Raw genomic sequence first — 26,105 nt, 5'->3', positions numbered from 1 at the left:
GTTCGGCCATTATTTCAAACTTTCCATATAGGCTGAGATCTGCCGGAGCTCTTCCGATGAAAGCGGTACAAGCGGCATGTTGTTGCCAGGCTTGAGGGTTTGGGGGTCGGCAATCCAGGCGGCAAGCGAGCCTCGGCTGTTGTCGATAAGGCCGGCGCCGATTGTTTGCCGGCTGCCCACATGGGTCAAATCCGGACCGGAACTGCCGTCGGCCGCCGTTCCGCGGATGGTGTGGCAGGCACTGCATTGCCTGGCCATGAAAACCGCCTTGCCGGCGACGAGTTCAGCATCTTGCGGTTCAAGGGCCGCTGAGCGTTGCGCGGCTTCCCACTTCCGGTAGGTTTGTTCATCCTCCGCAATAACCAAGAACGCCATGTGGCTGTGCTGCAGGCCGCAGAATTCGGCGCATTGTCCCCGGTAAGAGCCAACCCGATCGGCCCTGAAGGTGAGCACATTCTCACGGCCCGGGATGAGGTCCTGCTTGCCCGCCAGGCTAGGCACCCAGAAGGAATGAATGACGTCAATGCTGTCAAGCAGCACGCGGACGTCCTTGCCAACCGGAATGTGGATCTCATTTGCGGTCTGAAACGTTCGCGCCGGATCCTTGTCCTCATAGATGAATTGCCACCACCATTGCTGTGCTCGCACCCTGATCGTCAGATCTGCGTTAGGGACCGGCCCGAGGCCCCGCGTTGTGTAAAAGCTTGCGATCGTCAAACCGGTGATGATGACAATGGTTGCTGCCACCGCGGCGATCACCGCCGTCCTCATCCGTCTTTCAACACCGCTCTCGCCTTGCTTCGGCCTGTCGCGCCGCAGCAAGGCCCACAAAAGCATGGCCATCACCACCAGCCAGACGATGATGCAGACGATGACGATGGCGAGGATCAGGTTTCTGAGGAGAAGCGCCGAATGGCCTTGCGGGTCGAGCGCAGACTGCGCCCCGGCGCAGCCGCTCAAAATAGCGGGCAAGACGAAGAGGACCGGCTTCACGGCGAAGGTCCCTGATCGGGATGAAGCGGGACCGGCCCCTCGTTGAAAAGCAATGCAGCAGGCGCCCGGTTTTCCGCAGGTCGCGTCTGCCGGTCATCGTTACGCGCCGGGGCGTTGACACTGGCCGTATAGGCGCCGATTGCCTTGACGTATCCTGATAGCTGCCAGATTTGGTCGATCGTCATCCGGCTTTTGAACGGCGGCATGCCGTGTGGCCTCCCATCCCGGATCGACGCCACGATCGAAACCATCGAGGGCCCGTATAGCCACCAGCCATCGAGAAAAGACGGTCCCTTACCGCCCTCCCCCTCGCCATGACACTGCGCGCAGCCAAACCAAGTGTAAAGCCGCTTGCCCTGCGACAGATCGTAAGCCGTCTTCTCATAAGGCCTGGCGAGCGCGAAGTAAACCTGTGGCGGGGTGCCTGCGATCCCGTTCGGCATCAGCCTCAGCCCCTCCATCGCCTGCGCGACCGGCGGATCGGCGCGGTATTGCCGTGGCTCCCGCAGATATGCGATCGCTGCGCTGGACGATCCAGCGATGATCAGCAGACCTATCGTGAGCAGCAGCGAACTTCCACGCGAGACGGTAGCCAAAATGCTCCTCTCCCTAGTTGACTGGCACCGCCGTAGACGGGGCCAGTCGCACCGGCAGCAGCTTGTAGGACGGGGTTTTGGCTTTCGGGCTATGATGGGCGAGCGGAAATAACGGGTTGGTCTCGGGGTAATATGCTGCACAGCAGCCCTCCGGGATGTCATAGTCCAAGATCCTGAACCCGTGGACGGCCCTCCTCGTCTCTGGCTCGATCGCTGTGATCAGATCAACGGCATCGCCGGGCACGAAACCAAGTCTCTCGATATCGTTGCGGTTCATGAACACCACCTGCCTTGTGCCGTCGACGCCGCGAAAGCGATCATTATACCCGTAGATCGTCGTGTTGAACTGATCGTTCGATCGCAGGCTTGCGAGATGAAGTACGCCCGCGTCGCGTGCCTCAGGGGGGAGTTCCGGAAAAAGGCGCTCGGGGGTGAGAAAATTCGCCTTGCCGCTTGCCGTCACCCATTCCCGTTCCCGCGCCGGAAGTGGGCGCGGTATCCCGCCTGGCTGGAAGAGCCGCTTGTTGAAGTCTCGAAAGGTTTCCGGATATGTGGCTTCAATGGCATCGCGGATCAAAGAATAGTCATCGACCCACCGGTCCCAAGGCACCGCGCCAGTGGTGAGCGTCGCCTTGGCGATCCCGGCAACAATCGCCGGTTCGGACAAAAGGTGACGGCTTGCCGGCCGCGTCTTGCCGCGTGATCCGTGGAAATGCGCCACCGAACTTTCCATCGACACCGCTTGCGGGCCGCTTGCCTGCATGTCGATTTCGATCCGCCCCAGGCACGGAAGCAGATACGCGATCTCCCCGTGAATGACGTGGCTGCGGTTGAGCTTGGTTGCGATCTGCACGGTCAGTCGCAAATTGCGCCAGGCCGCCTCCATGGCCTCGGTCTCTGGCGCCGCGCGCAGAAAATTGCCGCCAAGGCTGATGAATGCCTTGGTGCTGCCATCGATGATCGACTTGCAAGCGTCCACAGTCGTGTGCCCCTCCCAGCGCGGCGGCTCGAATTGATAGAGCTGCTTCAGCTTGTCGAGCGGCACGAGGCTCGGTTTCTCGGTAATACCAACTGTCCGCTGACCCTGAACGTTGGAATGGCCGCGCACGGCACAGATGTTGGCACCGGGCTTGCCGATATTACCGCGCAAGAGGGCCAAATTACAGACCATATGAACGTTTTCAACCCCAAGCAGATGCTGGGTCAAACCCATCCCATAAACCATCAGCACAGCGTCTGACGCCGCGTAGACTTCGGCAGCTTCGATCATATCCTGCCGCGTCAGGCCGGAGACGCGCTGCAGTTCATCCCAATCATGTCGCCGCGCCGCGGCAGCGAATTCCTCGAAGCCGGCCGTATGGGTAGCGATAAAATCATGATCAAGCACATGTTTGGTATCAGCCGCGGCAACAGACGATGCGAAGGCCAAAGAAGCTGCGCTGGACGGGTCCCTCGGTTGATCATCACTGCCAGCGACTTTGCTGATATTGGCTGCACGCAGCGCATCGTCCGCCTCGATAAGGGCCTTCGAGATGCCGAACATCGCGGCAATATCGCCGCCGCTCTTGACCTGGTAATAGTTTGAGGAAATCGGCGTTTCCTTACCGGTCAACATCTGGCCAGGCGACTGCGGGTTGACGAAGCGCTCCAGGCCCGGTTCGCGCAGCAGGTTCAGGGTCACCACCTTAACCCCGCGGTCGACCGCGTCCTGCAGGTCGTGCAACAGACGCGGCGAGGAGGTACCAACATTCTGGGCGATGTAGAAAATGCAATCGCAGTTCTGAAAGTCGGACAAGAGCGCCGTTCCGACCGAAGCTCCGATGCTTTCCGGAAGGCCGACCGATGAACTCTCATGACACATGTTCGAGGAGTCAGGCAGGTTATTGCTGCCATAAATCCGGGCCATGAGCTGATACATGTAGGACGTTTCGAGAGACGCGCGGCCCGATGTGTAAAATTCAGCTTGTTCGGGTGAGATGGCCCGCAACTCGCGGCCGATCTCCTCAAAGGCGGCATCCCATTCGACGGGGAGGTATCTGTCACTTTGCGCGTCCCAGCGCATCGGGCGGGTCAGGCGGCCATGCTCCTCCAGATCGTGATCACGCCAGCTCTCTAGCTCAGACAGCGTGTGATCTGCAAAGAAGGCCTGGTCGGTTCTTCGGCTGGTCACCTCCCACGCGGTCGCCTTCGCACCGTTTTCGCAAAATTCGAGGGGATGGGTTTTTGCCGGCTTGGCCCAGGCACAGCTCACGCACATGTAGCCTTCCGGCTTGTTCTGCTGCGCCAGCAATCTTGCCCCGGACAGAGGGACATGCTCTCGGAACAAAACTTCGCTGACGGATTTCGCCGAACCCCAGCCGCCTGCAGGGCCGCTGTCGAAACCGAGCTCGGGCGTCTTCTTTGGGTTTTTTGTCATGATGTGCCGTCTGGAACTGGAAAAGACTGATCAAGGAGGAATTCACCCGAACCAACTTGGCACGCCAGAGTTCCGTGCCTCTTCAATTTTTTGCGTTCACGGGGTTCGCAGTGGAACCGCGGCTGTCGCAACACTCATCGATTGGCGCCCGGCGGTTTGCTTTCATCGTCATTTTACCCGAAGTAGCGGCTCGTGCAGCATCTCTTCACGACAGCCTCGACGATGCCGATCGATGCCAGAGCGATTTTTGCGGACGGTCACAGCCATTCGCGATGCCGAGCGTAAAGCATTGCGCGGTGAAGACGCGCCAGAGACGCCAGGGTCGCGCTGCATTCGCAGATCGGCCGCCCGCCTTACCTTCATCCGCGCCGACCCCATCGGAGAAAAACCAGCGGCGTCTGGAACTTTGCGAGATCCGGCAGGTTCGCCGCCTTGTACAGTACAGCTGGAGCCGACCATGCGTTTCTTGCCTACGCGATTTCATGCCGTTCTCGACTATCTTGTCGGGCTGATCGTGATCGCGCTGCCTATCGCCCTGCAGATGGAGGGTGCGGGCTTCGTCGCCCTGATCGACTTGGGGCTATTCGTGATCGTCTACAGCTTGCTCACTGACTATGAGCTGGGTGCCGTCCACTTTCTGCGGATAAGGTTTCACCTAGTCCTCGACGCTGCTTTCGGCTTCGCCATGCTCATAGCACCGTTAATCTTCGATTTTCCGCCCGCGGCGCGCTGGACCGCCTATCCAATCGGTATTCTTTCCATCGTGCTCTCCCTGACCACGAGAACCCGCGCGCTCGGGACCGCATCTTGAGACAATAAGGAGACAGTGATGAAGGCACTCTGCTGGCATGGAAAAGGCGACATTCGCTGCGACAGCGTCCCAGATCCCAAAATAGAAGATGGTCGAGACGTGATCATCAAGATGTCGGCCTGCGCGATTTGTGGGTCCGACCTCCATTTGATGGACGGCTACATCCCGTTCATGGAGAAGGGCGATATTCTCGGCCACGAATTTATGGGCGAGGTGGTTGAAGTCGGTCGCGACAACAAGAAGCTCAAGGTCGGCGACAGAGTGGTCGTGCCCTTTACAATTTGCTGTGGCGAGTGCTCGCAATGCCTGAAGGGCAACTGGTCGGTTTGTGAGCGAACGAACCGCAATGCCGAGAACGCCACGAAGGCATTCGGCTATCCGACAGCGGGGCTGTTTGGATATTCGCATTTAACGGGCGCCTACTCCGGCGGACAGGCCGAATATGTGCGCGTGCCCTACGCAGATGTCTCCCCTATCATCATACCGAACGGCATCTCTGACGAGCAGGCACTCTTCCTCGGCGACATTTTTCCGACCGGATGGATGGCAGCGGCCAATTGCGAGATCGAGCCAACAGACATTGTTGCGATCTGGGGCTGTGGCCCAGTCGGCCAGTTCTGTATCAAGAGCGCACTTATGCAAGGCGCCGCCCGCGTCATTGCGATCGACAACGTACCAGAGCGTCTGGCTCTCGCCGTCGCAGCTGGCGCCGAAACGATCAATTTTGATGAAATCGAGGGTACCATCCCCGATCACATCAAGGATATGACTGCTGGCCATGGCGCCGACAAATGCATCGATGCTGTTGGTGCTGAATCGCATGCAACGGCATCCTTTGATGCCATCGTCGATAAGGTAAAAGCCGCCACATTGCTTGGAACCGACCGCCCGCATGTTCTCCGGACCGCAATAATGGCATGCCGTCCTGGCGGTATCGTCTCAGTTCCCGGCGTTTATGGCGGGTTCCTCGACAAGATCCCGTTCGGAGCGGCAATGAACAAGGGCTTGACGATCAGAACCGGCCAGACCCATGTCAACCGTTACTCGCTCGATCTCCTGCGCCGGATCGAGGAGGGCGAAATTGATCCAAGTTTTGTAATAACCCACCGCGCTGGCCTCGAACGCGGGCCCGAACTCTACGAGACGTTCCGTGATAAGAAGGACAATTGCATAAAGGTCGTTCTGACTGCGTGAGAACCGCTAATGGAGGCCAAAGACCTCAAGGCGGCTTGCCGCAAATTCGAACATGAACACGGTGTGGAAGCGTTCCTCGACGCCATCGCCGAGATTATGACCGACCGGATGGCCGCTTATGGGCTGGAGGTGAATTTCTTCGATGATGCCGATCAGAGGGCCGACGCGCCCTCTGACGGTTTTCCATGCTCCGAGCCCGTCAAACTCCCAGCTGGGAAGACCGTGTCAGACCCGAAGCGCGCAAAGAATCCCGCCTGAGGAGTTCCGGCCAGCTGCGCGGCGTCTCGTAACCGATCCAGTGAAGCTGGCGTTCTGTGCTCGAGCGCCCGAAGGACGATAAACTGCTCTTCAAGATCAGTGCTCATCTGCGAGCGACGCAAATATCCTTTTTAGGGGGAAGCTCGAACACTTGATGTTGCAAGCGTCACGATCTCCCCTGGCCACTTGCGAGTTGCCTTGGTAGGTTTTCTTTCGAGGCTGAACCCACACCGTCCTTTCCCAATTCGACCTGATGCTCATCGATGATGCGAGCACCGCGCTGACGCGTTAGGTAGCGCGTGATCCATTGAATGCTGACGAGAAGCCGCTTTTCAAAATTCACCAGAAGATAGACGTGAACGAGAGCCCACAGTAGCCAGGCAAGGCGGCCCTTGAGTGTCCATGACCCGAAATCGAAAACCGCAGCGTTTCGTCCAATCACCGCGGTGTTGCCACGGTTCTTGAACCTGAACGCCCCCGGTGATCTCGTCGCGCCGTTTAAGAACCGCCCGAGATAGATCCCCTGCTGCTTGGCAACCTGGGCCAGACCCGGGAGCGGCTTGCCGTCAGCTCCGATCGCCAGCGCGGTGTCTCCCAGAACAAAAATGTCGTCAAAACCGATGGCACGGAGATTTCCATCAACTGGAATTCGCTGTGGGGCTCCTCTTGTAAGCCCAAGCCATTCCGACGCTGGTGAGGGTTTAACGCCCGCCCCCCACACCACGCAGCTGCATTTTATGAATTCGCTCTGGAGCTGGACACCGGTCGCGGTGACGTCGAGAACAGGTTCACCCAGCCGGACCTCCACGCCGATACCCACGAGGTAAGTCAAAGCATAGGAAGACAAATGTTCGGGAAAGGCGGCCAGAAGCTTCGGTCCTGCCTCTATCAGCACCACGCGGAAGCGCTCCGATCTCAGATTCCGAAAGTCTCGGTCGATCATGAACCGGCCAAGCTCTGAGACTGCTCCGGCCATCTCGACCCCCGTCGGGCCGCCGCCGATGACGACGAAGGTGAGCAGATCCTGATGTCTGTCGCGGTCAGTCTCCCGCTCAGCGTCTTCAAATGCAAGCAGCAGACGCTGTCGGACAAGGCGCGCCTCGTGAAGCGTTTTCATGCCGGGAGCGAAGATGCGCCATTCATCACGGCCGAAATAGTTGTAGTCCGATCCCGTGGCAATGACCAACCTGTCATACTCGACCCCATCCCCTTTATCGAGCAGCACCCGCCTCGTCTCGGTATCGATGTCAATGACTTCGGCCATCAGCATGTTGATGTTGTGGTATCGCCCAAGTGTCTTTCGAATGGGTTCGGCGATATCAGCCGGAGAGAGCGCCGCCGTCGCTACCTGGTAAAGCAGTGGCTGGAAGAGATTATGGTTGCGCCGATCGACCACAGTGACGACATGACCGGTATTGCCTAGCTCTTTGGCACAGGCGAGCCCGCCAAAGCCTCCGCCAATAATCACGATACGATTTATTCATATAAAGTATGCCACCCCCGTTTTGACGAGTTTACTAACCGCGCCCGGGCCCTCAACCTTCCGACGGCGGCCGCGCGCTGGTCTCGCCCGCGGCCCCGATTCTGGCTTTCAGCCGATCTGTTCGTTCTGAGCGCCGCTGTCGGGCCTGGCCGGCCCGAGGACGGGTTCCTCGCCCAGCGGTTCGTTCTGGAAAATCGAAAACTGCCCCTTTCCGTCCATCGAAGGGCCCTCATTCCAGCGTGCAGGCGGGGGAACCGAGCCATCCGAGGCGGTTGCGAAGAAATCGTAATTGTGAGCCTGATCTTCTTTTTCCTGCGGAAAGCTGTTCGGAATGGGCAATGCGCCTTCGTGGCCGCCAAGCTCCTCGATGACAGCCAGCCATTGCTGCTGGTGCATCGTGTCCCGAGCGATCATGAAATGCAGCATGTCCTTCATGCCCTCATCGTGAGCCGCATTGTAGAGCCGTGTGGCAAGTACTCGACCGGTACTCTCGGCCGCCACGTTGCAATACATGTCGGCCGCAAGATTGCCGCTGGCGTAGATGTGAGACATGTCGAAGGGAACGCCCTCGCTATTGCCGGGGAATGCGGCCATACCCGTCGAAAGGATGTGACGGTGAAGCATGCCCTCAATGACGTGGCGGGGGTTTTCGCCGCCCATGACGGCGCCGACGATACCATCAGCCGCACCGGCCTCGGCCAGGCTCGCAGGCGCCTTGTCGAGATTGAGTGCCACTGCGGTTGCCAGCATCTCGATGTGACCAATTTCCTCGGTCGCCGTATGCAGCAACATATCGCGATATTTCGTGGTCGGACCGCGCGCTCCCCAGGCCTGGAAGAAATATTGCATGCAGACGCGGATCTCGCCTTCGACGCCGCCGATCGCCTGCTGAAGCATTCGCGCAAAGATGGGGTCTGGCGAGCTGACCTTGACAGGGTACTGCAAGCGCTTATCGAAACTGAACATGAGTAGTCTCCTCGTAAGAGTGTCCGATACCTAGACTGATACCGGGCTGCCAACCGAGACGAGCCATAGAAGTTCCCGGGAAAACTTCAAAACGACAACCGGTTATGGAAGTGTACGATAGGTGACGGTTGGTGGCTGGCGCTTTCGCCCAGGTGAAGCGATCTCGCGGGCGTTTCGTGCCCGTTTTGCGTGAATGCCTGTCACTATCTCATCGCGCTCGCCAACTTATTTCTTGGGCCGCTCGTCCCGCATGGCCTCAGCGATTTCCAGAAGCAGCGGCAAGCCGGAAAGCTGCTTGAGTGACACAGATAGCTTCGGCTTCCAGTTCGGATAGGTGCCGCTCGTACCCGGAATGTTCGTCGGTCGCTTTTCGGCCGTCATGTCGGCCAACCGAACCGCAGCAAGTGCAGAGGCGGTTTTTGCAATGAAGCGATGTGCGCTGACGACCAAGTCTTTCAGCTTGTCGTCGTCAGCTCTCGGCGAAGGCAGGTGCTTGGGCGGGTTGGTACCCTCCTCTTTCAGCGCGACCTTCAGATCTTCTCGCTCATGCTGGCGTTCTTCTGCATGCGCTTTCGTCATCTCGGATGGAACGATACCATGTTCGGACCTGGCTTTGATGTCCGCGCCACGCCACCAGCCGGCCAATGTCTGATGGTCGTGTGTGGAAATACAGGCGAGCGACAGACGCGGATATGCACCTGCCGGCGTGAAACCCTTCTGTCCCCGTTCATAAGACAGGATGCGATAAGAGAGGATATTGGCTTCAGCAAGATCCTCCTGCAGGCCTTCCGGCAGCATGCCGAGGTCCTCTCCGATCACCAGGCAACGGTAATTTGATGAGGCTTCGGCCAGAATCTGTAGCAGCTCGTTTTGCGGGTAATCCACATAAGCACCTTCGTCGGGCGTACTGTCGAGCGGGACGAGAAATAGCCGGCGCAGGGCTGCCGCATGATCGATCCTGATGGCGCCTGCGTACCGCATCGCAGCCGTTACCATTCGCCGAAATGGCGCGTTGTTGCCCGAAGCGATTTCTGCAGGATGATAGGCTGCCAAGTGCCAGTCCTGGCCCTGGGGAGCAAACGGATCGGGCGGACTTCCGACCGTTGCATCGGAGATGTAGTTGCCTTGTTCGCTCCAGGTTGCCGAGCCGTCAGTTGCTTCTCCGACAGCCAGGTCGAGGTAGAGACCGATACGCAGACCGGCGTTTCGCGCAGCGTCGGTGGCTTGTCTCAATTGGCGATGGCAAACCCATTGCAGCCAGATATTGAAGTCGATCTGGTCTGCATGCTCGTCGGCAAACCTTGCGACCTCTGCGTTCTCCGGCCGCTGATATTCCGCTGGCCAAGATGACCAACCCGCGCCGAGACCTTGATCAGCCATCACCGAGGACAAAGCTTCAAACAGCGCGTGACGGCGCAGGACCTCCCCACCCTCATCGACAAAGCGATCGAACGCTTGGCGATCTTCCGCTTGACGATCTGAAGAGGATCGCCAAGCCTGCCAGATGCGGCGCAAAACAGCCATCTTGGCCTCGGCCACCCCGCCGTAATCGACGAGATCGCTCGACCGCAACTGCCCTATCCGCAGATCGAGCTGCGGATCGCTTTTGAAGCCGGGGACATGGTCGACCGCGATGTACAACGGATTGAGCATCTGCCGGCTTGATGGCTCGTAGGGGCTGCACCGGTCAGGATCGGCAAGGAAAGGCGCATGCAGAGGGTTAAGCCCGATGAAGTCGGCGCCAAGCGTCCCGGCAAGGAGGATGATGTCGATCAGGTCCTGGAAGTCGCCAATGCCCCAATTGCGTTCAGATCGCAGCTCGTAAAGCTGCAAGCTGATGCCCCATACTCGATCGGTCAGAAGAAAATCCGGCAGAAAAGCGCGCGGGATGGCTTTGCTGGAAGCTTTATGGGTGGCATGCCGCCCAAGGCACTCGGCATCGCTGTCGACGCGGACGCCGAGCGCCGCAAGGATTTTTCGCTTCGTGCCGTCGCTAATCGCAACGTCCCCATTGTCCGGGCTTGGCCTTTTAAGGCTGATCCCGTGTTCTGTTGCCAGCTGGTCGAGACGCGCATTTGAAGGAGCGTCACTTTTTTTACGGGAGACCATGCAGATTTAACCTCCCGCTTGGGCAATGCTGACGACAACAGCCCAGGATGCCATTTCGTCTTCAGTCGATGTTCCGAGTGAAAATATCTCCGTCTCCGCCGACGATGTCGAAAACCGCGCCGGGTGGTCCGAGAGGTTGGCAACTGCACGCAGCGTCAAGCCATCGTTAAAGGCCCATTCGACGACAGTGACGCGGCCCTCCTGCCGAAACGAAGAGCCAATTGGGCCCGTGGTTTCCAGCAGCGGAACGATCCGGTCATGCCGCAGAGCAAGAAGTGATCGATAGAACGCCAGCATTTCGGCGCCGGCCGCACCGGTGAGCTCAGACCAGTTAAGTTTTGACGCGTCAAACGTCGACTTGGCTGTTGGATCGAGTAAATCATCGGCATCGAACCCAGGAAGACGGGATAATTCCTCTCGGCGGCCCTGTCTCACCTTTTCGTTCAAGTCTTCATCGAAGTCGCAGAAATAAGGGAACGGCTGGCGCGCGCCCCACTCTTCACCCATAAACAGCATAGGGATCTGCGCTGACAGCAAATAGAGAGCTGTGACCGCTTTGAGCGGCTCCAGCGGCCGATAGGTAATCATACGGTCGCCAAGCGCCCGATTTCCAATTTGGTCATGATTTTGGATGAACGATACAAACGCGGTCGGAGGCAGGTTCGAAGTCGGCTTGCCCCGGCTCTCGCCACGATAGGGCATATGTTCGCCCTGGAATACGAAGCCTTCAGCAAGAGCGAGCCCGATCTTTGAGGGGTCATCGGCATAATCCAGGTAATAGCCGAAACTTTCACCGGTCGCGGCAATATGAAGGACGTGATGTACATCATCATTCCACTGGGCGGTGAAATGGACGGCCCGGCCATTCTGATCCCGCTCTAGAAGATCGCTGTCGTTATCTTCGTTCTCGACGATCAGATGAACATGCCGACCGGCAGCGATGGCTCGGACACGACGGGCAAGCTCATGGAGAAGATGCTCCTCGCTGTCGTCCTTGATAGCGTGTACGGCATCCAGCCGCAGCCCGTCGAGCCTGAATTCCTTGATCCAGTAAACCGCGTTCTGGATGAGGAATTCGCGAACTGCTCTTGAACCGTCACCGTCATAATTGACCCCGTTGCCCCACGGGGTCTTGTGGCTCTCGGTAAACAGCGGTGCGTAATTTGGAAGATAGTTCCCATCTGGCCCGAAGTGGTTGTAGACAACGTCGAGGAAGACGCCAATGCCGCGTTCGTGTGCAGCGTCGACCAGTGCCATCAGGTCTTCGGGGCGACCATAGGTGCTGTCCGGCGCGTAAGGGAGAACACCATCATAGCCCCAGTTGTACCGGCCGGGAAAATCGCTGATCGGCATGATCTGGATGGCGGTTACACCAAAAGCTGCCAGGTGATCGAGCTTGGTGATCGCGGCCGCAAAAGTTCCCTCCGATGTGAAAGAGCCGACATGCAGCTCGTAGATCACCATCTCTCCCCAAGGACGGCCTGTCCAGGCATCGGTCTTCCAGCGATGTCGTGACAGATCGATGATCTCACTCGGCCCATGCACGTCCTGAGGCTGGTATCGCGAGCCCGGATCCGGCACCTCCAATCCATCCGGCAAGACGAACTTATAGAGGGCACCGGGCCTGACACCATTCACGCGACAGCGATGCCACCCGTCTGCCTGCCGCTCCATCAGCTGCGGCTGAAGACCTTCCAGGTTGACCAGAACTCTGTCTTTCAAAGGCGCCCATAGCCGAAACTCGACACCATCCTCATAGATCAGCGGGCCGAACGCGTATTCGATCACGACATCATCCTATCTTTAGAATTCATAGCTCCGGCAGGGAGACCTGATCTCATCCGACACCATGCGGGTGGCGAATCTGACATCGCCCAAGACGGCACCAAGCTCCGTATGCCAGCGGCCTTGGCGGATAAGTTTATCGATGGAAGCATTCAGGTCTCCAGGACTGCGAGCGGACTGACAACTAGAAGCACGGATCGAAGTTCCACGACGGGACCGTCCGTACGGTCAAGAACGTTAAGAAGCTGAATGCGCGACTCTGGTTGCAACGGCGGCGGATGGGGGAAAGACATACCGTTTTTCATCGCCATGGCGGGGCGGGCGGCATTTTGAGCTCAAGCGCTGAAAAGATGCGTGAGATGCGGCCGTCAAAGTTACGGAACAAATGCTTCGAACACGCATTGTTTTTTTGATCTCTGCAACCGGCGGCGCCGCCACCGGGCGGAGCAGCACGCGCCAGAAAGCTGGCCGACAAGGAGGATATTATGGCAACGAATTCGACCAAGACACTCGACGATCTCTTTCTCGACACCCTGAAGGACATCTATTTCGCTGAAAAACAGATCCTGAAAGCTCTGCCGAAGATGGCGCGCGCTGCGCAGTCCGAGGAAGGCAAGGCTGGCTTCCTTCAGCATCGTGATGAAACACAGGGCCAGATCGACCGCCTGGAGCAGGTTTTCGAGATCCTTGGCAAGCCCGCGCGCGGCAAGACCTGTGAAGCCATCCAGGGCATCATTTCCGAGGGCGAAGAGATCATGGAAGAATTCAAGGGGTCGCCTGCTCTCGACGCTGGTCTGATTTCGTCGGCTCAGGCTGTCGAACACTACGAGATCGCACGCTATGGCACCTTGATCGCCTGGGCCAAGCAGCTTGGCCTAAAGGACGCCGTTGCCCTGCTGGAGGCTAATCTTCAGGAGGAGGAAGCAACTGATCAGAAGTTGACGCAGCTCGCCGAGGCGCAGGCCAATCCTAAGGGCAAAGGTTCCAAAGCTGCTTAAGTTGGGCAGTTTCGCCGTGAAGGCCGCCTCGTGAGGCGGCCTTTTCGTTTTTACGCAGCCTTGACAGCGTTAGTAACGGACCGTCCCAAATCAAAGGAACTGAGAGATGGAATGGCAAGGCAGACGTCAGTCTCAAAACGTCGAGGATCGCCAAGGCGAAAGCGGCGGGCTCAACGATAGTGCGTTCGGTCGGGGCGGCGGGTTCACCCTGCCGATCGGACGCCGCGGTGGCGGGCTGAGCATCGGCACGATCATTTTTCTCGTCGTGATCTACTTGGTTTTCAAAGCAATGGGCGTCGACCTTCTTCAGGTGATGGGGGACGCCAACTCTGACGGATCGGGATACGAACAAAGCGAACGTCAAAACGCGGGGGCGGGGCAGACCCCTGCCAGCGACCAGATGACAGTATTTGTGAAGACGGTGCTTGCAGAGACTGAAGATACCTGGCAGGGCATTTTTCAGTCGCAAGGGCTTTCTTATGCGGATCCGAAGCTGGTGTTGTTTCGTGATCAGACCCGATCCGCCTGCGGCGCGGCGTCGGCTGCGACCGGACCGTTTTATTGCCCTGAAGACCAGAAGGTGTATCTTGACACGACCTTCTTCGAGGAGCTCAGCAATCGCTTCGGCGCCAGCGGTGATTTCGCTGAAGCATACGTAGTGGCTCACGAGATCGGGCACCACGTACAGAACCAGCTCGGCATTCTCCCGAAGTTCAATCAAGCCCGACAACAGATGAGCGAAAGCGATGCGAACAAAATGTCGATCCGCGTCGAGCTTCAAGCCGACTGCTTTGCGGGCATCTGGGGGAAGTACACCCAGCAGAAAGGCATCCTCGATGCAGGCGACACGGAAGAGGCTTTGAACGCCGCACAGCAGATCGGCGACGACACACTGCAAAAGCGCACGCAGGGTTATGTCGTGCCGGAAAGCTTCAACCATGGCACCTCCGCTCAACGTGTAAAGTGGTTTAAGCGAGGGTTCGACAGCGGCCAACTTTCATCATGCGACACCTTCTCGGGACCGGTCTGATGCAAAATTGCCTGAGATCGTCGTCCGGGTGATCGTCCGCAAAAGCCGGTTCCTGCCATCGCAAGCTAAGGGGGGCTCAGTGCTCCTGCTTGTCGGCCGTGACGTCAAGGTCTGAGGATGAACCTTCTGTGATCTTTTCCATTGTGTCGAGAACCTCCTCGGGCGTGACGTCTTGCTGGAGCTCTTCGATCTCCTGCTTCTCCTCTAGGTCGAGGCCAAGCTTGTCAGCGATCGCGGCGACCATTGTCAGAAGCTGTGTCGTCTCATGTTCGGCAAGCAGCGAAATTTGCAAGTTGAGGTCCGCCCTTTTGTCGTCTGCCTCTGCCATGCGATTCTGGCTGATCATGACAAAGGTCGAGATGAAGATCGCCTCCACCGACGCCACCATTGCCAAAATAACCAGAGAAGGGTCAAAAGCAGGAAGAAGCGGAAACACCTGTACATTGATCAGGATCCACCCGCCAAACAGGACCGCGTGGAGGTAGACGAAGATCATGGACCCGGCGAAGCGAGTAATCGCTGCTGCCGCGCGGTCCTGGAAGGACGCCGCGCAGGCCTCCTGGCGCCGTCTTAGCAGAAGGGCCTCGATGTTGCGGTCGAGACGGCTGGCAACGCCATGGTTCTGGTCGGGCGTGGAAGTCATATGAGCGCTCCGGTTCGACGCCGGAACTTCCCCCTGCTCCTGAAGTTCCTTAAATCGTGGTGAAAGCTTGCGTCGAATGATCATCGTGACACGCGTGCGAGGCCGCGGCGAACGCATGGGGAGACGATGTGCCCCTTCAGACGACACCGCCGCCTGCTAAAGCATGGTCCCGTTTCAAGACTGCGAAGTTTGTCCGCTCAGGTCCGACAGCCAGGAGCACAGGTCGCGCATGCAACCCTGTCTTCGATGCGCCACAATCAGGATCGAATGAGATTTGCTGTGGCAGCTCTTCCTGCTCGCCCACAAGCCGCCTCGGATCTCACACAAGAGGGCGCTCGACCAACAATGGCAAGCGCCCTCGTTCAGTTCGATGATCGTACTCAAGTTGCAGTTTGCAACCTTCGTGAGCAGGCTGCTCAGATGTTCTCGTAGATCCAGCGGGGGCCGATCAAGCCGTACGCCTGATCATTCGCGCCAGAGCGATCAAAATACAGGCGCCGATGAAGCCAGCGATCAGGTAGCCTAGCCAGCCGCCGAGGACGACGCCGAAAAGCGAGAGAATGAAGTTGGCGACAATGGCTCCGACGATACCTAGAATGATGTTCATGATGACGCCCATGTTGCTCTTCATGAACATCTCTGCGAGCCATCCGGCAATGCCGCCGATAATGATTGCCGCGATCCAGCCAATGCCTGCGTCTTCCATGGAGACTTCCCCTTCTATGAGATTGATATGAGCTTCCGAAATCCGGAAGCAGCCGGTAAACATCAGCGACGACGATTTGTTCCGCGACATGGATTGACTGCGCCACTTCCACCGTCGATTGCCACGAACAATCGGCGAAGCAGACGCGGGTTCCGGAGCAAGAGAACTTCCTCATCTCTTGCGTTATCACGTCTGGATCAGTGCCCGCCACAAACTAAGCCGATGCTCCTGCAGGCGCTGGGTGACCTCTCCTGGAACTTTCGACGGTGCAGCCAGTTTGTGGACCTCCAACAAAGGAGCCTCTCATGACTGTACAACTTGCGCTCGAGGAGAGTGATCTTGCGCCGGTAACTCAAGCCGGATCGGATACCCTCGTATTTGCGCCGGACCTTTCCTATCGACGGATGTCCATTGTCAACGTCATCTTCTATGGCAACCCTTCGAAAAAGAACGAATGGGTATTGATTGATACCGGACTCCCGACATCGGCAAACGCCATCATCGAGGCGGCGGAGCATCGTTTCGGGGGCGGCACCAGCCCGGCCGCGATCATCATGACCCACGGTCATTTCGATCACGCCGGGTCGTTGGCAGCGCTTGCTGAGCGTTGGGACGTGGCCGTTTACGCTCATCCGCTGGAATTTCCATACCTCAACGGTGAGGCGTCATATCCGCCGGCAGATCCTCTGGTGGGTGGCGGCGCGATGGCCTTGTTGTCACCGCTTTTCCCGCGCTCCCCGGTTAACGTCGCTTCGCGGCTGAAGGTGCTACCATCAGATCATAGCATTCCTGTCATGCCAGGATGGCGATGGCTGCATACTCCCGGTCACGCGCCAGGTCACATCTCTCTGTGGCGCGAGAGTGATCGTACCTTGATCGCAGGTGACGCCGTCGTCACCACCGGTCAGGAGTCGGTTTACGAAGTCATCGTCCAGAAGCCCGAGATGCACGGGCCGCCACGCTATTTTACGCCGGACTGGGATGAGGCAGGGAAGTCTGTCAGAGCGCTTGCGGCTCTGGAACCTGATCTTGTCATCACCGGGCACGGCCGACCCGTTCGCGGCCCTAATATGCGACGCCGGCTGCACGAACTGGCAAATAATTTCGCATCGATCGCAGTGCCGGAAGGCCGCCCCTACGCTCTCGATCCGGCAAAGCCGGGTAAGAGTGGTAACGACGCTTATCGGTAACATTCCGGCAAATTGGGGAGACAGGGATGGAAGAAGAGACACCGCACTCACGATCGCGACCCCCATTTCCAGCGCCGGTCGCTCATCTCTTGACAAACCTGTTCATCGCGCTCGACCTCGAGGACAATACCCTCCTCACCCGAAGGCGCGCCCGGATCTTGCGACTAGCGAATTCGACGCAGGTCGTCGCCAGATGTAGAACGCGACCATTATGTTCGATCAGCGCCACTATCGAGGCCGCCAGCGGCTTGCGGCTTATGAAACGAATACTGCCTCCTGATCGTTACCGGACCCATTTTGTTGGTCGTCTGTCCCAGCCGCGGACCATCGAGTTTATGGCATGAGAATCGACCCGACGAGCATCTTCACGATCCGGGATCTCTCGAGGGCCCGGCGTTTGAACAGGATTTTGTCGGTCCTACCGCGCTATCACACCGGCCGCAGGATGAACGCAAAGATAATCAACAGCCTTGTCGATTTGGTTCAAGCCGCGCTGCCGCCGTCGGCGCGCCAGCGGGTACACCTGGAAAAGGATGAGGTCGCAGCCTCTGATCATCATACGATTCCTATACGCCTCCTTCGGCCGCGCCGGAGACCGCAAGCTCTCCTCTTGCACTTTCATGGCGGTGCATGGGTTGTCGGAAACGCTCGGCTGGACGACCAATGGAACGCCAGAACCGTCCGCTTGTGCAACGTGATGGTGGCCGCTGGTGACTTTCATCGAGCCCTCGATGACGATCTAGAGCGCGCAATTGAGGACGCCGTCACCCTTATCGACTGGGCGTTGGATCATCTAGCAAGCTTTGGCCTGGACAAGCTGATCGTTGAAGGTGAATCGTCCGGTGCTCATTTGGCCGCAGCTGCGTTGGTAAGAGTTGCCGAGCGGCGCCCGATCAAACGATTGGCTGCGTTTGTGTCTCTTTGCGGGGCTTTCGATATGGGTGGCTCAATAAGGCTGAGGACGTCCGAGCGCAGTCTGCTGATCGATCCGCAATCAGCGCTCCTCAATCTCGACAGACTAGTGCACGGGCCGTCGCTCCTCGATGTGGGCAGTCCGGACGTTTCGCCGATCCTCGCTGACCTTTCCCACATGCCTCCAGCGTTGTTTGTCGCTGGCGCGCTTGATCCTGTTAAGGACGATAGCACGCGCATGTATGAGCGGTGGCATCAGCAGACGGGTTGCGCCCAACTACTCATGGTCCCTGATGCACCGCACGGTTTCGAGCGGTTGCCGACCCGCGTTGCGGCCAAAACTCACGCCTTCGTCGCACGATGGATCGAGAGGATTCTCGGTCCTGCGTAGCGGATAAGGCCGGATTCGGGCTCTGGCGTCCATCATGTCCACGGGCGCCATCAAACCGACCTACCCGCCTCGTCGGCTGGACTAAAGCGGTCTCTCGCGTGCGCATCGTTTTGCTGGGCAGGTTTTGGGCCTTTTAGAGTACCTACCAGGTCTTTTCTCGCCAGCCTGCCTCTGAGCCCCAACGAGTTTGCTATCTTCGCTCTTTCGCTCGCTGCTCCCGGGACGGATCGAGAGCTGTCGCGGATCGAAATACGCCCTGAACGCCGTGATCCCGTCCTCGCCGAACTCGATCACACTGACACCGTCGTACTGGAAGGATTGCTCACCGACCCGGCCTTCGCTCCTCCACTCCAGAAACACAGTGCCCTCCCTTGCTTCCACCTTTAAAATCGGGTTCATATTCTTTCAAATGTATGGACGTAATTCTGCCAGAACGATTTCGCGGCGTGTTGCTCGTCACGATTGACGAGCAACCTGAGTTTCGGTCGCAACACGACGGCGCCTTAACCTATGAGATGGCTTCCACATCAAGGGATTTATCAAGTCCGATGCGGGAAGAAGTTAAGATCTTGCGCAGGCTTGTTTCGGGCGGAGCAACAACTATAGCCCGCAATAGGGCGATCGCGATTGCTACATCACCCAGGTGCTGGCGATGATAACCGCGACCAGAACGGCGATGAGAGCAATAACTGCCCAGGCCGAGCGCATCTTGCCTGGTCGTGCCGGATGGCGACCTTGTGCGTCATATGCGGTTTGCTCGTCTGCCGAGCCGTACCGGTCTTCGTCCTGCAAAACGCGTCCTCCAATGCGTTCTCCTACCGCTGCGACTAAGCTTAGGCGGCTCGGCCACGATAGCGAGATCGGGCAATAAACAGAATCATCGTTCGGGGTACTGGCCGATTTCGCGGCGAACCAACTTTAAAGTGCGATCCGGTTGGACGATATAAGTCTCCTGGACCCAGTTTCCAAGCTGATTATAGAATTCGTGTGGCAAGACGCTGCCAATGGGCGATCTCGTAAGCTTGCCGTGAGGTTGTCCACCATATGTGATGCTTCCAGGGATTGGCTCCAAATCTTCAGGTGTTGAGCATGAAGCTGCGACCAAGCTCAGGATCATTGCAGTTGATGTCAGAATGGGGTTCATCATAGGTCCATTAATCGTGAACAGCAGTCGCGGCGATGCCGGCGCACGCCACGCGCGGCTAAAATTCAAGCCGCAAATACGAGAACAGCGCCCATCGCAAGAACGGCGCTCAATCCGAGTGCGGCCAGTCCGGACGTCACGTATTCGGAGAGCCGTCCGGTGTCGGCATGCCTAATTTCCTCTTTGGTTCCGAGGACCGCGGCAAACCCGGCCGCAATCCAGCAGACGAGCGCTGTGACCCCTAACACGACAGCGAAATGAGACGTGGTGGTTGAAAAGTCTATCATGTCCGTACCTTCGCTTTACTCGTGCACCTTATGGGCTTCGTTGGGGAGGCCGCTCGATAGCCAGTGAGCAGTTACTTTTTCCCGGGGAAGATCGGCAGTGATAGCTGCCATCGTGCGAGACCTCCTATGATCGATGTTTGAAAAACCTCCGTGCAGGCACGGTGTTCCCGCGGGATTGCTCTTGGTCCGCTATCGCACGCCCGGACACGTCGGCCAGAACTGCCCCGGTTACTTCAATGATCGCTGGCCAAAGGAGATCAAGATCGTAGCACGTCGCGCCGTCCAGACTGGTCGCTGGGCTAGGAGTCGATCGCGAATGCCCGGGTTTATCATTTGCTTGTGAAAATCTTAAATGCGATTGTATTAGCCCTGAATGCCGCTAGTCGCGATTAGGTGTTATCATGTTCGCATTTAACATCTCGTCCCCCATCGAAGTCATTCGAGGCTTGTCGGAAAGAATGAAGCGCCGATGGATCGACCACGGACTAACCCAGCGGGGATGGGCGGCAAGATCTTATGTCTCATGCGGATCGGTGAGGTATTTGAGGAAAGTGGGAGATTTCGCTAGCGAGTCTCGTGAAGATTGCTTCGCCCTTGAGGCCGAGGCCGTGGCTGACTTTGACCACCTGTTTCCAGGTCGGCCGCCGCAGAATATCGATGATGTCGTTGATCGTCCTCTTAAGCAGCGGGTACGCCGGAAATGAAGTTCAAACCAATCCATCAAATGAGTGTTTATCTGGATCCCGAAGGTGAGCGACAAGAAACTCGGCATACCGCCTAACCAGAAATTTCATTCGATCTTTCCGTCTCGTATAACAATGGTGCGATCAAGCCGCGCCGCGAGCCTGGAATAGGTGACGATCAGCAGAGACGATCCGGCGTCCCTTCCCAGCTCGAGCATCACATCAAGGACCATGTCGCCGGTTTGCTCGTCCAAATTTCCTGTCGCTCATCAGCAAGAATGAGCTGCGGTCTGGCAGCCAGCGTTCGGCCTGATGGCAACGCGTTGTTGCTGGCCTCCTGACAGTTGCTCTGGATAGCGGCTCGTGTACTCTTGTAATCTCAGAGCCTCGACCAGGGTATGTTCCCAGCCGCGATCGTAACGCCCCGCCAGCTCTGCATGAAAGGACATGACGCGATCAAGCCCTTTAGCGAGATGAAGGAGGGTACTTTTCCCGCTCCAGGAATTCCCTGTTAGAGCAGCGCTTTCGCTGTTGGCGACATCGAGATCAATCCTCCCAAGGACCTCGATGGCACCTTCGTCGTTGAGAGCGAGGATCATGACTTCTCTACTGACCTTCTCGAACCTGTCAATCTTCATGAAATAAAGGAGGATGTCCGTCCCGACAATGACGATTGTCGCCGGACGGCCGGAATCGAACATAGCAGTAGGGAGTGTTCCGGCGGCCACCGCTCCGCGGCGCACAACCTTCGGGCTCGTCAACGATCCACTTCACCAAAGACGATGTCAAGCGAACCAAGGACGGCCGAGATATCTGCAAGTTGGTGGCCGCGGCACATGAAGTCCATCGCCTGCAGATGGGTAAATCCTGGAGCCCGTATTTTGCATCGGTACGGTGCGTTTGTTCCGTCAGCGACGAGATATACGCCAAACTCACCTTTAGGTGCCTCTACCGCTGCATATGCTTCGCCCGTAGGCACCCGGAACCCCTCGGTATAGAGCTTAAAGTGATGGATGAGCGCCTCCATCGAACGTTTCATGTTCATGCGTTTGGGTGGGACTATCTTGCCATCGGCCGAACTGACGGCTCCAGCGGCTGCCGTCCCCATCAAACGCTCTAGGCATTGCTTCATGATCCTTACCGACTCGCGCATCTCCTGCATCCGGATCAGGTAGCGGTCATAACAATCACCATTCTTGCCGATCGGTATGTCAAACTCCAGGTCTGAATAGCACTCGTAGGGTTGCGAGCGGCGGAGATCCCATGCCGCACCGGAGCCTCGGATGAGAACGCCGCTAAAGCCCCAGGCCCACGCATGTTGAAGACTGATCACACCGATATCAACATTGCGCTGCTTGAAAATGCGGTTGCCCGTGAGAAGGTCATCGATATCGTCGAGCACCTTTGGAAACCTGTCGCACCAGGCAGCGATATCGCAGAGCAGATCGTTCGGGAGATCCTGATGCACGCCGCCCGGCCTGAAATATGCCGCATGCATGCGAGAACCGGAGGCTCTCTCGTAGAAGACCATGAGGTGTTCCCGTTCCTCAAACCCCCAAAGCGGCGGCGTGAGCGCGCCTACATCCATTGCTTGGGTTGTCACGTTGAGCAGGTGCGACAGGATGCGGCTGATCTCTGCATAAAGAACCCGTATGAGCTGGCCGCGGATGGGTACATCCACGCCAAGCAGCTTTTCGATCGCAAGACAGTAAGCGTGTTCCTGGCACATGGGAGCGACATAATCGAGGCGGTCGAAATAAGGCAGGGCTTGAAGATAAGTCTTGCGCTCAATCAGCTTCTCGGTACCGCGGTGTAGAAGGCCGATATGCGGATCCACCCGCTCGACGATCTCTCCATCGAGCTCAAGAACGAGCCGAAGAACCCCGTGCGCGGCTGGATGCTGCGGGCCGAAATTGATATTGAACGTCCGGATGTTATGTTCCATGAAAGCCTCAAGGCGCCTTTGTGTCGGATCCGGGTTCGCCGCTCTTTTCGTCGCCCGGCAGGATATACTCGGTGCCCTCCCAAGGAGAGAGGAAGTCGAAGTCACGATATTCCTGGCGCAGTTCGACCGGCTCGTAGATCACACGTTTCGCTGCATCGTCATAGCGAACCTCCACGAATCCTGTCAGCGGGAAATCCTTTCTTAGAGGATGGCCTTCGAAGCCGTAATCTGTCAGGATCCGCCGCAAATCGGGATGTCCGGTGAACAGGATGCCGTACATGTCCCATGCCTCTCTCTCGTACCAGTCAGCGTTTGGGAACAGCGGGCAAAGAGAAGGGACGAGTGTTTCTTCGTCCGCCGCAAGTTTCACGCGAACGCGCATGTTCTTATGCGGAGAGAGGAGATGGTAGACGACGTCAAAGCGTTTTTCTCTGGCCGGCCAATCGACGCCGCAGATATCGAGCAAGCAGATGAACTGGCCATGTTCGTCGTCTCTCAGAAATCTCACCAGCTCTATAACGCAGGCCGGCGTCGTCAAAATTGATAGTTCGCCGCGCTCGCATTGCGAAGAAATGACTGCATTCTTCTGATGAGCTAAGACATGTGAGAGATAGCCGATAAGCTGGGACATTTTTATCCTCCGGCGGGCCCAACTAGGACAAGCTCCGCAAGTTCCAGGCGCCAATGCAAGGCTTTCCAACCGGTCCTTCGACCGTCGGGCGGCACCGTATACGGTTTTCAGTCGCTGGCAGGCTTCACGGGGTCAAAATCGACGAACGTAGCCGCCCTACCCTTGGAGACGACAACATCGCCCTGGCGACCGCTTCGGCTCACGTCGACCCCGCGCATGTCGAGCCCTTCACTTTCCTTGCCAGTTTTGGCCGCGAGAGCCGGTGCTGCAACACCGTGTCTTGGACGGGTCTGCCTTCCGGACGGGCCGTTACGGCTCACCTCATCGCCCGTTCCCTCACAGGCAAACGCTTGACCGCGACACTCTGGTCTTTGTTCAGGGAAAGATGCCAAATCAACCTCCTGATCGACGGGATTTCCTTTAGCTGAAGCTTTTGCCAAGGCAAAAGAGATCGCCAGCGAGAGTGTTGCCACGGCCTCAGTTAGCTCGCCTTCGTCTTTCGCATTTGCCAGCCTGAAGCCGTGTTCACGAACGATTGCAAGAGCTTCATCTCTTGCCCAGGGCGGGACCGCGCGGTTGAGCGCAGGTGAACTATTTGCGGGTAGTGTCATGGCTGTGATGGCTGTCTCTTTCGCCACCTCCGCCCGATTTGGAGCTGCGCGATCTATTGTCGCTATCGGCCTGCGCCTTGTTGGCTTTAAGAGGAGCCTTGGCATTTTCGTGGGCCGCTCCAGGTCCACCCTGGCGAAGAGTCGTGGGATGTTTACTTGATGTCGACATACGACCCCCTATCGATCCTGTTGATAACCCTGATGGGTCGTATTCTGATTGCTGTTGCCCTGCTGGCCGATCTTGTCAGGATTCTTCGGGCCGTTTGCGGCGGCAACATCAGCCTGCTTTCGGTTGTCACCGGCGCCTTTCGGCGAACGATTGGCTGGCGGTGTGGGAGGCATTTTGCTGGTCATTGGGGCGTCCGATCAGTCTGAGTTTCTATTTGCGGAATGGTCCTGGTACTGCTCAGTCTGAACAGCCTTTCCATCCAGGCCGCGCTCTTTCGAATGCTGGGCTTTATCCCTGTTGGACAGGACCATGTTCTCGGGGAGTTTATCAGCCGGAATTTCTGTCATGGCGCCCGTACCACCCCCTTTGGCCTTGGCGCCGATCCCGATGTGCTTGCGGTCTCCATGTGGCATCTGACTTCCTTTCAATGAATCCCGTCCAAACTCCAATGCAGCGGCGGAGTTTCCGTCGGCTCTCAAATTTTCGTCTTGGCGGTGATTTTGCCGCCCCCCCGGAAATACGGCGACATCCTTTCTTGTTTTTGCCTCATCCATCGCCCGCCCGTGAGAGCACAGCGCCCTAGGGCCTTTCGCGTGGGTCGCTGCTAGCTTTGCTAAAAGGAGTTTCGCTGCTTCCAACAATCTGCCCTGCTCGAGATGTCCGCCTCGCGGCGTGCCGGGAACAATCCGGGCGTTGCCGTGCACGGCAGCGGGCGCCCCCCAAGTGCGCTCGGCACGGCCGGGAACCCTTCGCATGACCAGACCCGCCGTGTTCCACTGACGAGCGCTCAGCGTAGCGCTATGTCAGCGATCAGGCAGTTTCGGATGCAGGGAAAGCTCGGAAGCGCATGGCTGGTAGGCGATCATCGTTTTTCATCTCGCGTCGTGTCGGACCTGGAGCGTCTAAAGCTCATCCGCGAAGAGACTATTGCAGGCGACCTGTGCTGAGGTTCGTCGGGCCCCACGCGTAATTTCCGGCCGTCTGAGCTTCCAGCTCCACGGGCGCAGCCACCGAGCGAAATCGCCAGAGTTCGAACATGGCGATTTAATCTCGCCATCGCTCTTTCTGAAAGCCAGTGTGCTGATGGCTCGCGCCACGCGGGTTTCACCAGTTACCACCCGAACAACCGTGTGCGCAATCGAAGCCCTTCAAGGTAATGCCCTGATATCCGGGGGGCGGGCTGCTACAGTGTCATATCTTATGGTATCGCCTGTAGAGCGTCTGAGGCCAGACAGTGCCCTGAGAGAAGACGCCCTTCCCTCGCCCCTGAAGCCCTTTTCCCGACAGCGTCATGTCAATCGTCTCTCCTTCCCTTGGACGATGACAAGACCGACATGGTCATGAATATTGTTTGCGCGTGGTGCCGACGTCCTCTCGACTGAAAGAGTGTTCGAACATCTTCGCAGCTCGGATCGTGTTAGCGACGGTGAGCGCGCGTTGCTGGTGCAGTAGCCACAAAGTGAAATGTCGAGAATCTCAGTCCTGAACCGGCCTTCGCAAGGCCCGCAAAGTTTAATATTGATCGGAGCGTAAGGCACTCAGCAACGCATGCGATATTGACATCCGATGATCTACACATGACAACGAAATTGCCAAACAGGGGAGAACACCAATGGCCGACGAAAGCAATCCCAGCTCCGCACCAGCAGACGCGGTAGTGTCACCGGAAGCCCCGGTAAAAAAGAAGCGCGCACCGCGCGTTAAAAAGGTGGAGGCGAAATCCGCCCCAACAATCGCCGAGCCCGCGAAGAAAAATCGCGGCGGTCGGCCCAAGCGCGCCGAGGCTGCTGCAGCACCTGAAGTCGCCAGTACCCCCGCGACCCGCGCTAAGCGCACATCGTCGCCATCCGCAGCAGCAGGCAAGCGCGGTCCAAATCGCGCTGCCACGCAGACGACTGGATCTCCGCTGGCGGACGATCTGGCAGATCTTCTCCAGCTTGAAGAGGAAAACCAGCGCCTACGCAAGTCGCTCGCCGAGAAGCTTCGCACTGAGAATTCCGATCTGCGTAAGCGTCTTGGCCTAAAGTAATCATCGCTCGATGGCGGACGGTTTGCTACTCGTCCGCCATCCGGTAAACTGGATCCTAGAGAATCGTTCGCCGGATCGGTACCCGATCCGGTTTCCGCGCCGCGTTCATCAGGCGCGTCAAGCGA

Annotated in this window: 24 protein-coding genes and 1 pseudogene; 8 read left to right on the top strand and 17 right to left on the bottom strand. The window is 57.8% G+C overall.

From position 1 onward, the window contains the following. Window positions 1-9: 9 nt before the first annotated feature. The 3 genes from coxB to ABIE40_RS30815 are packed head-to-tail and all read right to left on the bottom strand — an operon-like array spanning window position 10 to window position 4,005. The gene (gene coxB, locus ABIE40_RS30825; RefSeq protein WP_130279554.1) at window positions 10-993 is read right to left on the bottom strand and encodes a cytochrome c oxidase subunit II; all 984 of its coding nucleotides are present in this window, start codon (window positions 991-993) and stop codon (window positions 10-12) included. Then, complete coding sequence (locus tag ABIE40_RS30820; protein ID WP_354541274.1) at window positions 990-1,550, bottom strand: c-type cytochrome; 561 nt, start codon at window positions 1,548-1,550, stop codon at window positions 990-992. The genes coxB and ABIE40_RS30820 overlap by 4 nt, the downstream gene beginning before the upstream one ends. A 52-nt stretch (window positions 1,551-1,602) precedes the next feature. Next, a complete protein-coding gene (locus ABIE40_RS30815) occupies window positions 1,603-4,005 on the bottom strand; it encodes an FdhF/YdeP family oxidoreductase (RefSeq protein ID WP_112715869.1) in 2,403 nt (800 codons plus the stop codon). A 232-nt stretch (window positions 4,006-4,237) separates the two neighbouring features. Between ABIE40_RS30815 and ABIE40_RS30810 the strand changes: the two genes are divergently transcribed. From ABIE40_RS30810 to ABIE40_RS30800, 3 genes are read left to right on the top strand one after another with little or no spacing between them, the layout of a single operon-like run. Continuing rightward, window positions 4,238-4,816, top strand: coding sequence for an SPW repeat domain-containing protein (locus tag ABIE40_RS30810; RefSeq protein ID WP_354541253.1), 579 nt, complete (start codon window positions 4,238-4,240; stop codon window positions 4,814-4,816). Between the two features lie 18 nt (window positions 4,817-4,834). Then, window positions 4,835-6,010: a zinc-dependent alcohol dehydrogenase gene (locus tag ABIE40_RS30805; RefSeq protein ID WP_112715865.1), complete on the top strand. Its 1,176-nt coding sequence runs from the start codon at window positions 4,835-4,837 to the stop codon at window positions 6,008-6,010. Window positions 6,011-6,019: 9 nt separating this feature from the next. Beyond that, window positions 6,020-6,268, top strand: coding sequence for a hypothetical protein (locus ABIE40_RS30800; RefSeq protein ID WP_112715863.1), 249 nt, complete (start codon window positions 6,020-6,022; stop codon window positions 6,266-6,268). Window positions 6,269-6,434: 166 nt separating this feature from the next. Here the strand turns inward: ABIE40_RS30800 and ABIE40_RS30795 are convergent, their stop codons facing one another. The 4 genes from ABIE40_RS30795 to treZ form a co-directional block, all read right to left on the bottom strand. After that, on the bottom strand, window positions 6,435-7,736 hold the full coding sequence (locus ABIE40_RS30795) for an NAD(P)/FAD-dependent oxidoreductase (RefSeq protein WP_354541252.1): 1,302 nt from the start codon (window positions 7,734-7,736) through the stop codon (window positions 6,435-6,437). A 123-nt stretch (window positions 7,737-7,859) separates the two neighbouring features. Continuing rightward, window positions 7,860-8,717, bottom strand: coding sequence for a manganese catalase family protein (locus ABIE40_RS30790; RefSeq protein WP_112715859.1), 858 nt, complete (start codon window positions 8,715-8,717; stop codon window positions 7,860-7,862). Window positions 8,718-8,942: 225 nt separating this feature from the next. Further along, window positions 8,943-10,826 carry a 4-alpha-glucanotransferase gene (gene malQ / locus ABIE40_RS30785; RefSeq protein ID WP_199629707.1) on the bottom strand — a complete coding sequence of 628 codons (1,884 nt, stop codon included), beginning with the start codon at window positions 10,824-10,826 and terminating at the stop codon, window positions 8,943-8,945. Window positions 10,827-10,832: 6 nt separating this feature from the next. Next, entirely contained in the window at window positions 10,833-12,614 is a 1,782-nt protein-coding gene (gene treZ / locus ABIE40_RS30780; protein WP_199629708.1) for a malto-oligosyltrehalose trehalohydrolase, read from the bottom strand. Window positions 12,615-13,096: 482 nt separating this feature from the next. On the opposite strand from treZ, the gene ABIE40_RS30775 reads away from it, so the two are divergent. Both ABIE40_RS30775 and ypfJ read left to right on the top strand, forming a co-directional pair. Beyond that, window positions 13,097-13,609 carry a YciE/YciF ferroxidase family protein gene (locus tag ABIE40_RS30775; RefSeq protein ID WP_112715853.1) on the top strand — a complete coding sequence of 171 codons (513 nt, stop codon included), beginning with the start codon at window positions 13,097-13,099 and terminating at the stop codon, window positions 13,607-13,609. A gap of 106 nt (window positions 13,610-13,715) precedes the next feature. After that, a complete protein-coding gene (gene ypfJ, locus ABIE40_RS30770; RefSeq protein ID WP_112715851.1) occupies window positions 13,716-14,639 on the top strand; it encodes a KPN_02809 family neutral zinc metallopeptidase in 924 nt (307 codons plus the stop codon). 76 nt (window positions 14,640-14,715) lie between these two features. Here the strand turns inward: ypfJ and ABIE40_RS30765 are convergent, their stop codons facing one another. Both ABIE40_RS30765 and ABIE40_RS30760 read right to left on the bottom strand, forming a co-directional pair. Further along, window positions 14,716-15,282, bottom strand: coding sequence for a DUF1003 domain-containing protein (locus ABIE40_RS30765; RefSeq protein WP_130279555.1), 567 nt, complete (start codon window positions 15,280-15,282; stop codon window positions 14,716-14,718). Window positions 15,283-15,730: 448 nt separating this feature from the next. Beyond that, a complete protein-coding gene (locus ABIE40_RS30760) occupies window positions 15,731-15,988 on the bottom strand; it encodes a GlsB/YeaQ/YmgE family stress response membrane protein (protein ID WP_130279859.1) in 258 nt (85 codons plus the stop codon). Window positions 15,989-16,293: 305 nt separating this feature from the next. On the opposite strand from ABIE40_RS30760, the gene ABIE40_RS30755 reads away from it, so the two are divergent. Together ABIE40_RS30755 and ABIE40_RS30750 are read left to right on the top strand one after the other, a co-directional pair. Continuing rightward, window positions 16,294-17,178 (top strand): MBL fold metallo-hydrolase, encoded by an 885-nt coding sequence (locus ABIE40_RS30755; RefSeq protein WP_112715847.1) that lies wholly within the window; start codon window positions 16,294-16,296, stop codon window positions 17,176-17,178. Window positions 17,179-17,518: 340 nt separating this feature from the next. Continuing rightward, window positions 17,519-18,481: an alpha/beta hydrolase gene (locus ABIE40_RS30750; RefSeq protein WP_148195294.1), complete on the top strand. Its 963-nt coding sequence runs from the start codon at window positions 17,519-17,521 to the stop codon at window positions 18,479-18,481. A 630-nt stretch (window positions 18,482-19,111) separates the two neighbouring features. Here ABIE40_RS30750 and ABIE40_RS30745 read toward each other — a convergent pair. The 8 genes and pseudogenes from ABIE40_RS30745 to ABIE40_RS30705 all read right to left on the bottom strand — a co-directional run bounded on the left by ABIE40_RS30745 (window position 19,112) and on the right by ABIE40_RS30705 (window position 24,364). Continuing rightward, complete coding sequence (locus tag ABIE40_RS30745) at window positions 19,112-19,273, bottom strand: hypothetical protein (protein WP_162708667.1); 162 nt, start codon at window positions 19,271-19,273, stop codon at window positions 19,112-19,114. 1,429 nt (window positions 19,274-20,702) lie between these two features. Continuing rightward, a pseudogene (locus tag ABIE40_RS30735) lies at window positions 20,703-21,194 on the bottom strand (ATP-binding cassette domain-containing protein). A 158-nt stretch (window positions 21,195-21,352) separates the two neighbouring features. Next, window positions 21,353-22,540: an NADH-quinone oxidoreductase subunit D gene (locus tag ABIE40_RS30730; protein WP_112715837.1), complete on the bottom strand. Its 1,188-nt coding sequence runs from the start codon at window positions 22,538-22,540 to the stop codon at window positions 21,353-21,355. A gap of 7 nt (window positions 22,541-22,547) precedes the next feature. Beyond that, entirely contained in the window at window positions 22,548-23,171 is a 624-nt protein-coding gene (locus ABIE40_RS30725) for an NADH-quinone oxidoreductase subunit C (RefSeq protein ID WP_112715835.1), read from the bottom strand. A 107-nt stretch (window positions 23,172-23,278) separates the two neighbouring features. Further along, a complete protein-coding gene (locus ABIE40_RS30720) occupies window positions 23,279-23,809 on the bottom strand; it encodes a hypothetical protein (RefSeq protein WP_165402637.1) in 531 nt (176 codons plus the stop codon). Beyond that, window positions 23,763-23,951 (bottom strand): hypothetical protein, encoded by a 189-nt coding sequence (locus tag ABIE40_RS30715; RefSeq protein WP_112715833.1) that lies wholly within the window; start codon window positions 23,949-23,951, stop codon window positions 23,763-23,765. Before ABIE40_RS30715 ends, ABIE40_RS30720 begins: the two co-directional genes overlap by 47 nt. Before the next feature lie 8 nt (window positions 23,952-23,959). Continuing rightward, window positions 23,960-24,136 carry a hypothetical protein gene (locus ABIE40_RS30710; protein WP_165402646.1) on the bottom strand — a complete coding sequence of 59 codons (177 nt, stop codon included), beginning with the start codon at window positions 24,134-24,136 and terminating at the stop codon, window positions 23,960-23,962. Window positions 24,137-24,148: 12 nt separating this feature from the next. Continuing rightward, window positions 24,149-24,364 carry a hypothetical protein gene (locus ABIE40_RS30705; RefSeq protein ID WP_112715831.1) on the bottom strand — a complete coding sequence of 72 codons (216 nt, stop codon included), beginning with the start codon at window positions 24,362-24,364 and terminating at the stop codon, window positions 24,149-24,151. A gap of 1,199 nt (window positions 24,365-25,563) precedes the next feature. Here ABIE40_RS30705 and ABIE40_RS30700 point away from each other — a divergent pair. Beyond that, window positions 25,564-25,980 (top strand): hypothetical protein, encoded by a 417-nt coding sequence (locus tag ABIE40_RS30700; protein WP_199629709.1) that lies wholly within the window; start codon window positions 25,564-25,566, stop codon window positions 25,978-25,980. The last annotated feature ends 125 nt before the right edge of the window (window positions 25,981-26,105 follow it).

It is taken from the genome of Rhizobium sp. OAE497, from assembly GCF_040546565.1.
Lineage (GTDB): Bacteria > Pseudomonadota > Alphaproteobacteria > Rhizobiales > Rhizobiaceae > Rhizobium.
The sequence above is the reverse complement of the archived record's forward strand: the minus strand, read 5'-3'. Positions and strand labels throughout refer to the sequence as shown.

Bases quoted from the DNA above. Each gene is read 5' to 3' on its own strand.
- ABIE40_RS30750 (WP_148195294.1), top strand. From the start codon at position 17,519: ATGAGAATCGACCCGACGAGCATCTTCACGATCCGGGATCTCTCGAGG.
- ABIE40_RS30800 (WP_112715863.1), top strand. From the start codon at position 6,020: ATGGAGGCCAAAGACCTCAAGGCGGCTTGCCGCAAATTCGAACATGAA.
- ABIE40_RS30700 (WP_199629709.1), top strand. From the start codon at position 25,564: ATGGCCGACGAAAGCAATCCCAGCTCCGCACCAGCAGACGCGGTAGTG.
- ABIE40_RS30755 (WP_112715847.1), top strand. From the start codon at position 16,294: ATGACTGTACAACTTGCGCTCGAGGAGAGTGATCTTGCGCCGGTAACT.
- ypfJ (WP_112715851.1), top strand. From the start codon at position 13,716: ATGGAATGGCAAGGCAGACGTCAGTCTCAAAACGTCGAGGATCGCCAA.
- ABIE40_RS30725 (WP_112715835.1), bottom strand. From the start codon at position 23,171: ATGTCCCAGCTTATCGGCTATCTCTCACATGTCTTAGCTCATCAGAAG.
- ABIE40_RS30775 (WP_112715853.1), top strand. From the start codon at position 13,097: ATGGCAACGAATTCGACCAAGACACTCGACGATCTCTTTCTCGACACC.
- ABIE40_RS30815 (WP_112715869.1), bottom strand. From the start codon at position 4,005: ATGACAAAAAACCCAAAGAAGACGCCCGAGCTCGGTTTCGACAGCGGC.
- ABIE40_RS30705 (WP_112715831.1), bottom strand. From the start codon at position 24,364: ATGCCACATGGAGACCGCAAGCACATCGGGATCGGCGCCAAGGCCAAA.
- malQ (WP_199629707.1), bottom strand. From the start codon at position 10,826: ATGGTCTCCCGTAAAAAAAGTGACGCTCCTTCAAATGCGCGTCTCGAC.
- ABIE40_RS30805 (WP_112715865.1), top strand. From the start codon at position 4,835: ATGAAGGCACTCTGCTGGCATGGAAAAGGCGACATTCGCTGCGACAGC.
- ABIE40_RS30710 (WP_165402646.1), bottom strand. From the start codon at position 24,136: ATGACCAGCAAAATGCCTCCCACACCGCCAGCCAATCGTTCGCCGAAA.
- ABIE40_RS30760 (WP_130279859.1), bottom strand. From the start codon at position 15,988: ATGGAAGACGCAGGCATTGGCTGGATCGCGGCAATCATTATCGGCGGC.
- ABIE40_RS30715 (WP_112715833.1), bottom strand. From the start codon at position 23,951: ATGTCGACATCAAGTAAACATCCCACGACTCTTCGCCAGGGTGGACCT.
- ABIE40_RS30765 (WP_130279555.1), bottom strand. From the start codon at position 15,282: ATGACTTCCACGCCCGACCAGAACCATGGCGTTGCCAGCCGTCTCGAC.
- ABIE40_RS30790 (WP_112715859.1), bottom strand. From the start codon at position 8,717: ATGTTCAGTTTCGATAAGCGCTTGCAGTACCCTGTCAAGGTCAGCTCG.
- ABIE40_RS30730 (WP_112715837.1), bottom strand. From the start codon at position 22,540: ATGGAACATAACATCCGGACGTTCAATATCAATTTCGGCCCGCAGCAT.
- ABIE40_RS30810 (WP_354541253.1), top strand. From the start codon at position 4,238: ATGCCAGAGCGATTTTTGCGGACGGTCACAGCCATTCGCGATGCCGAG.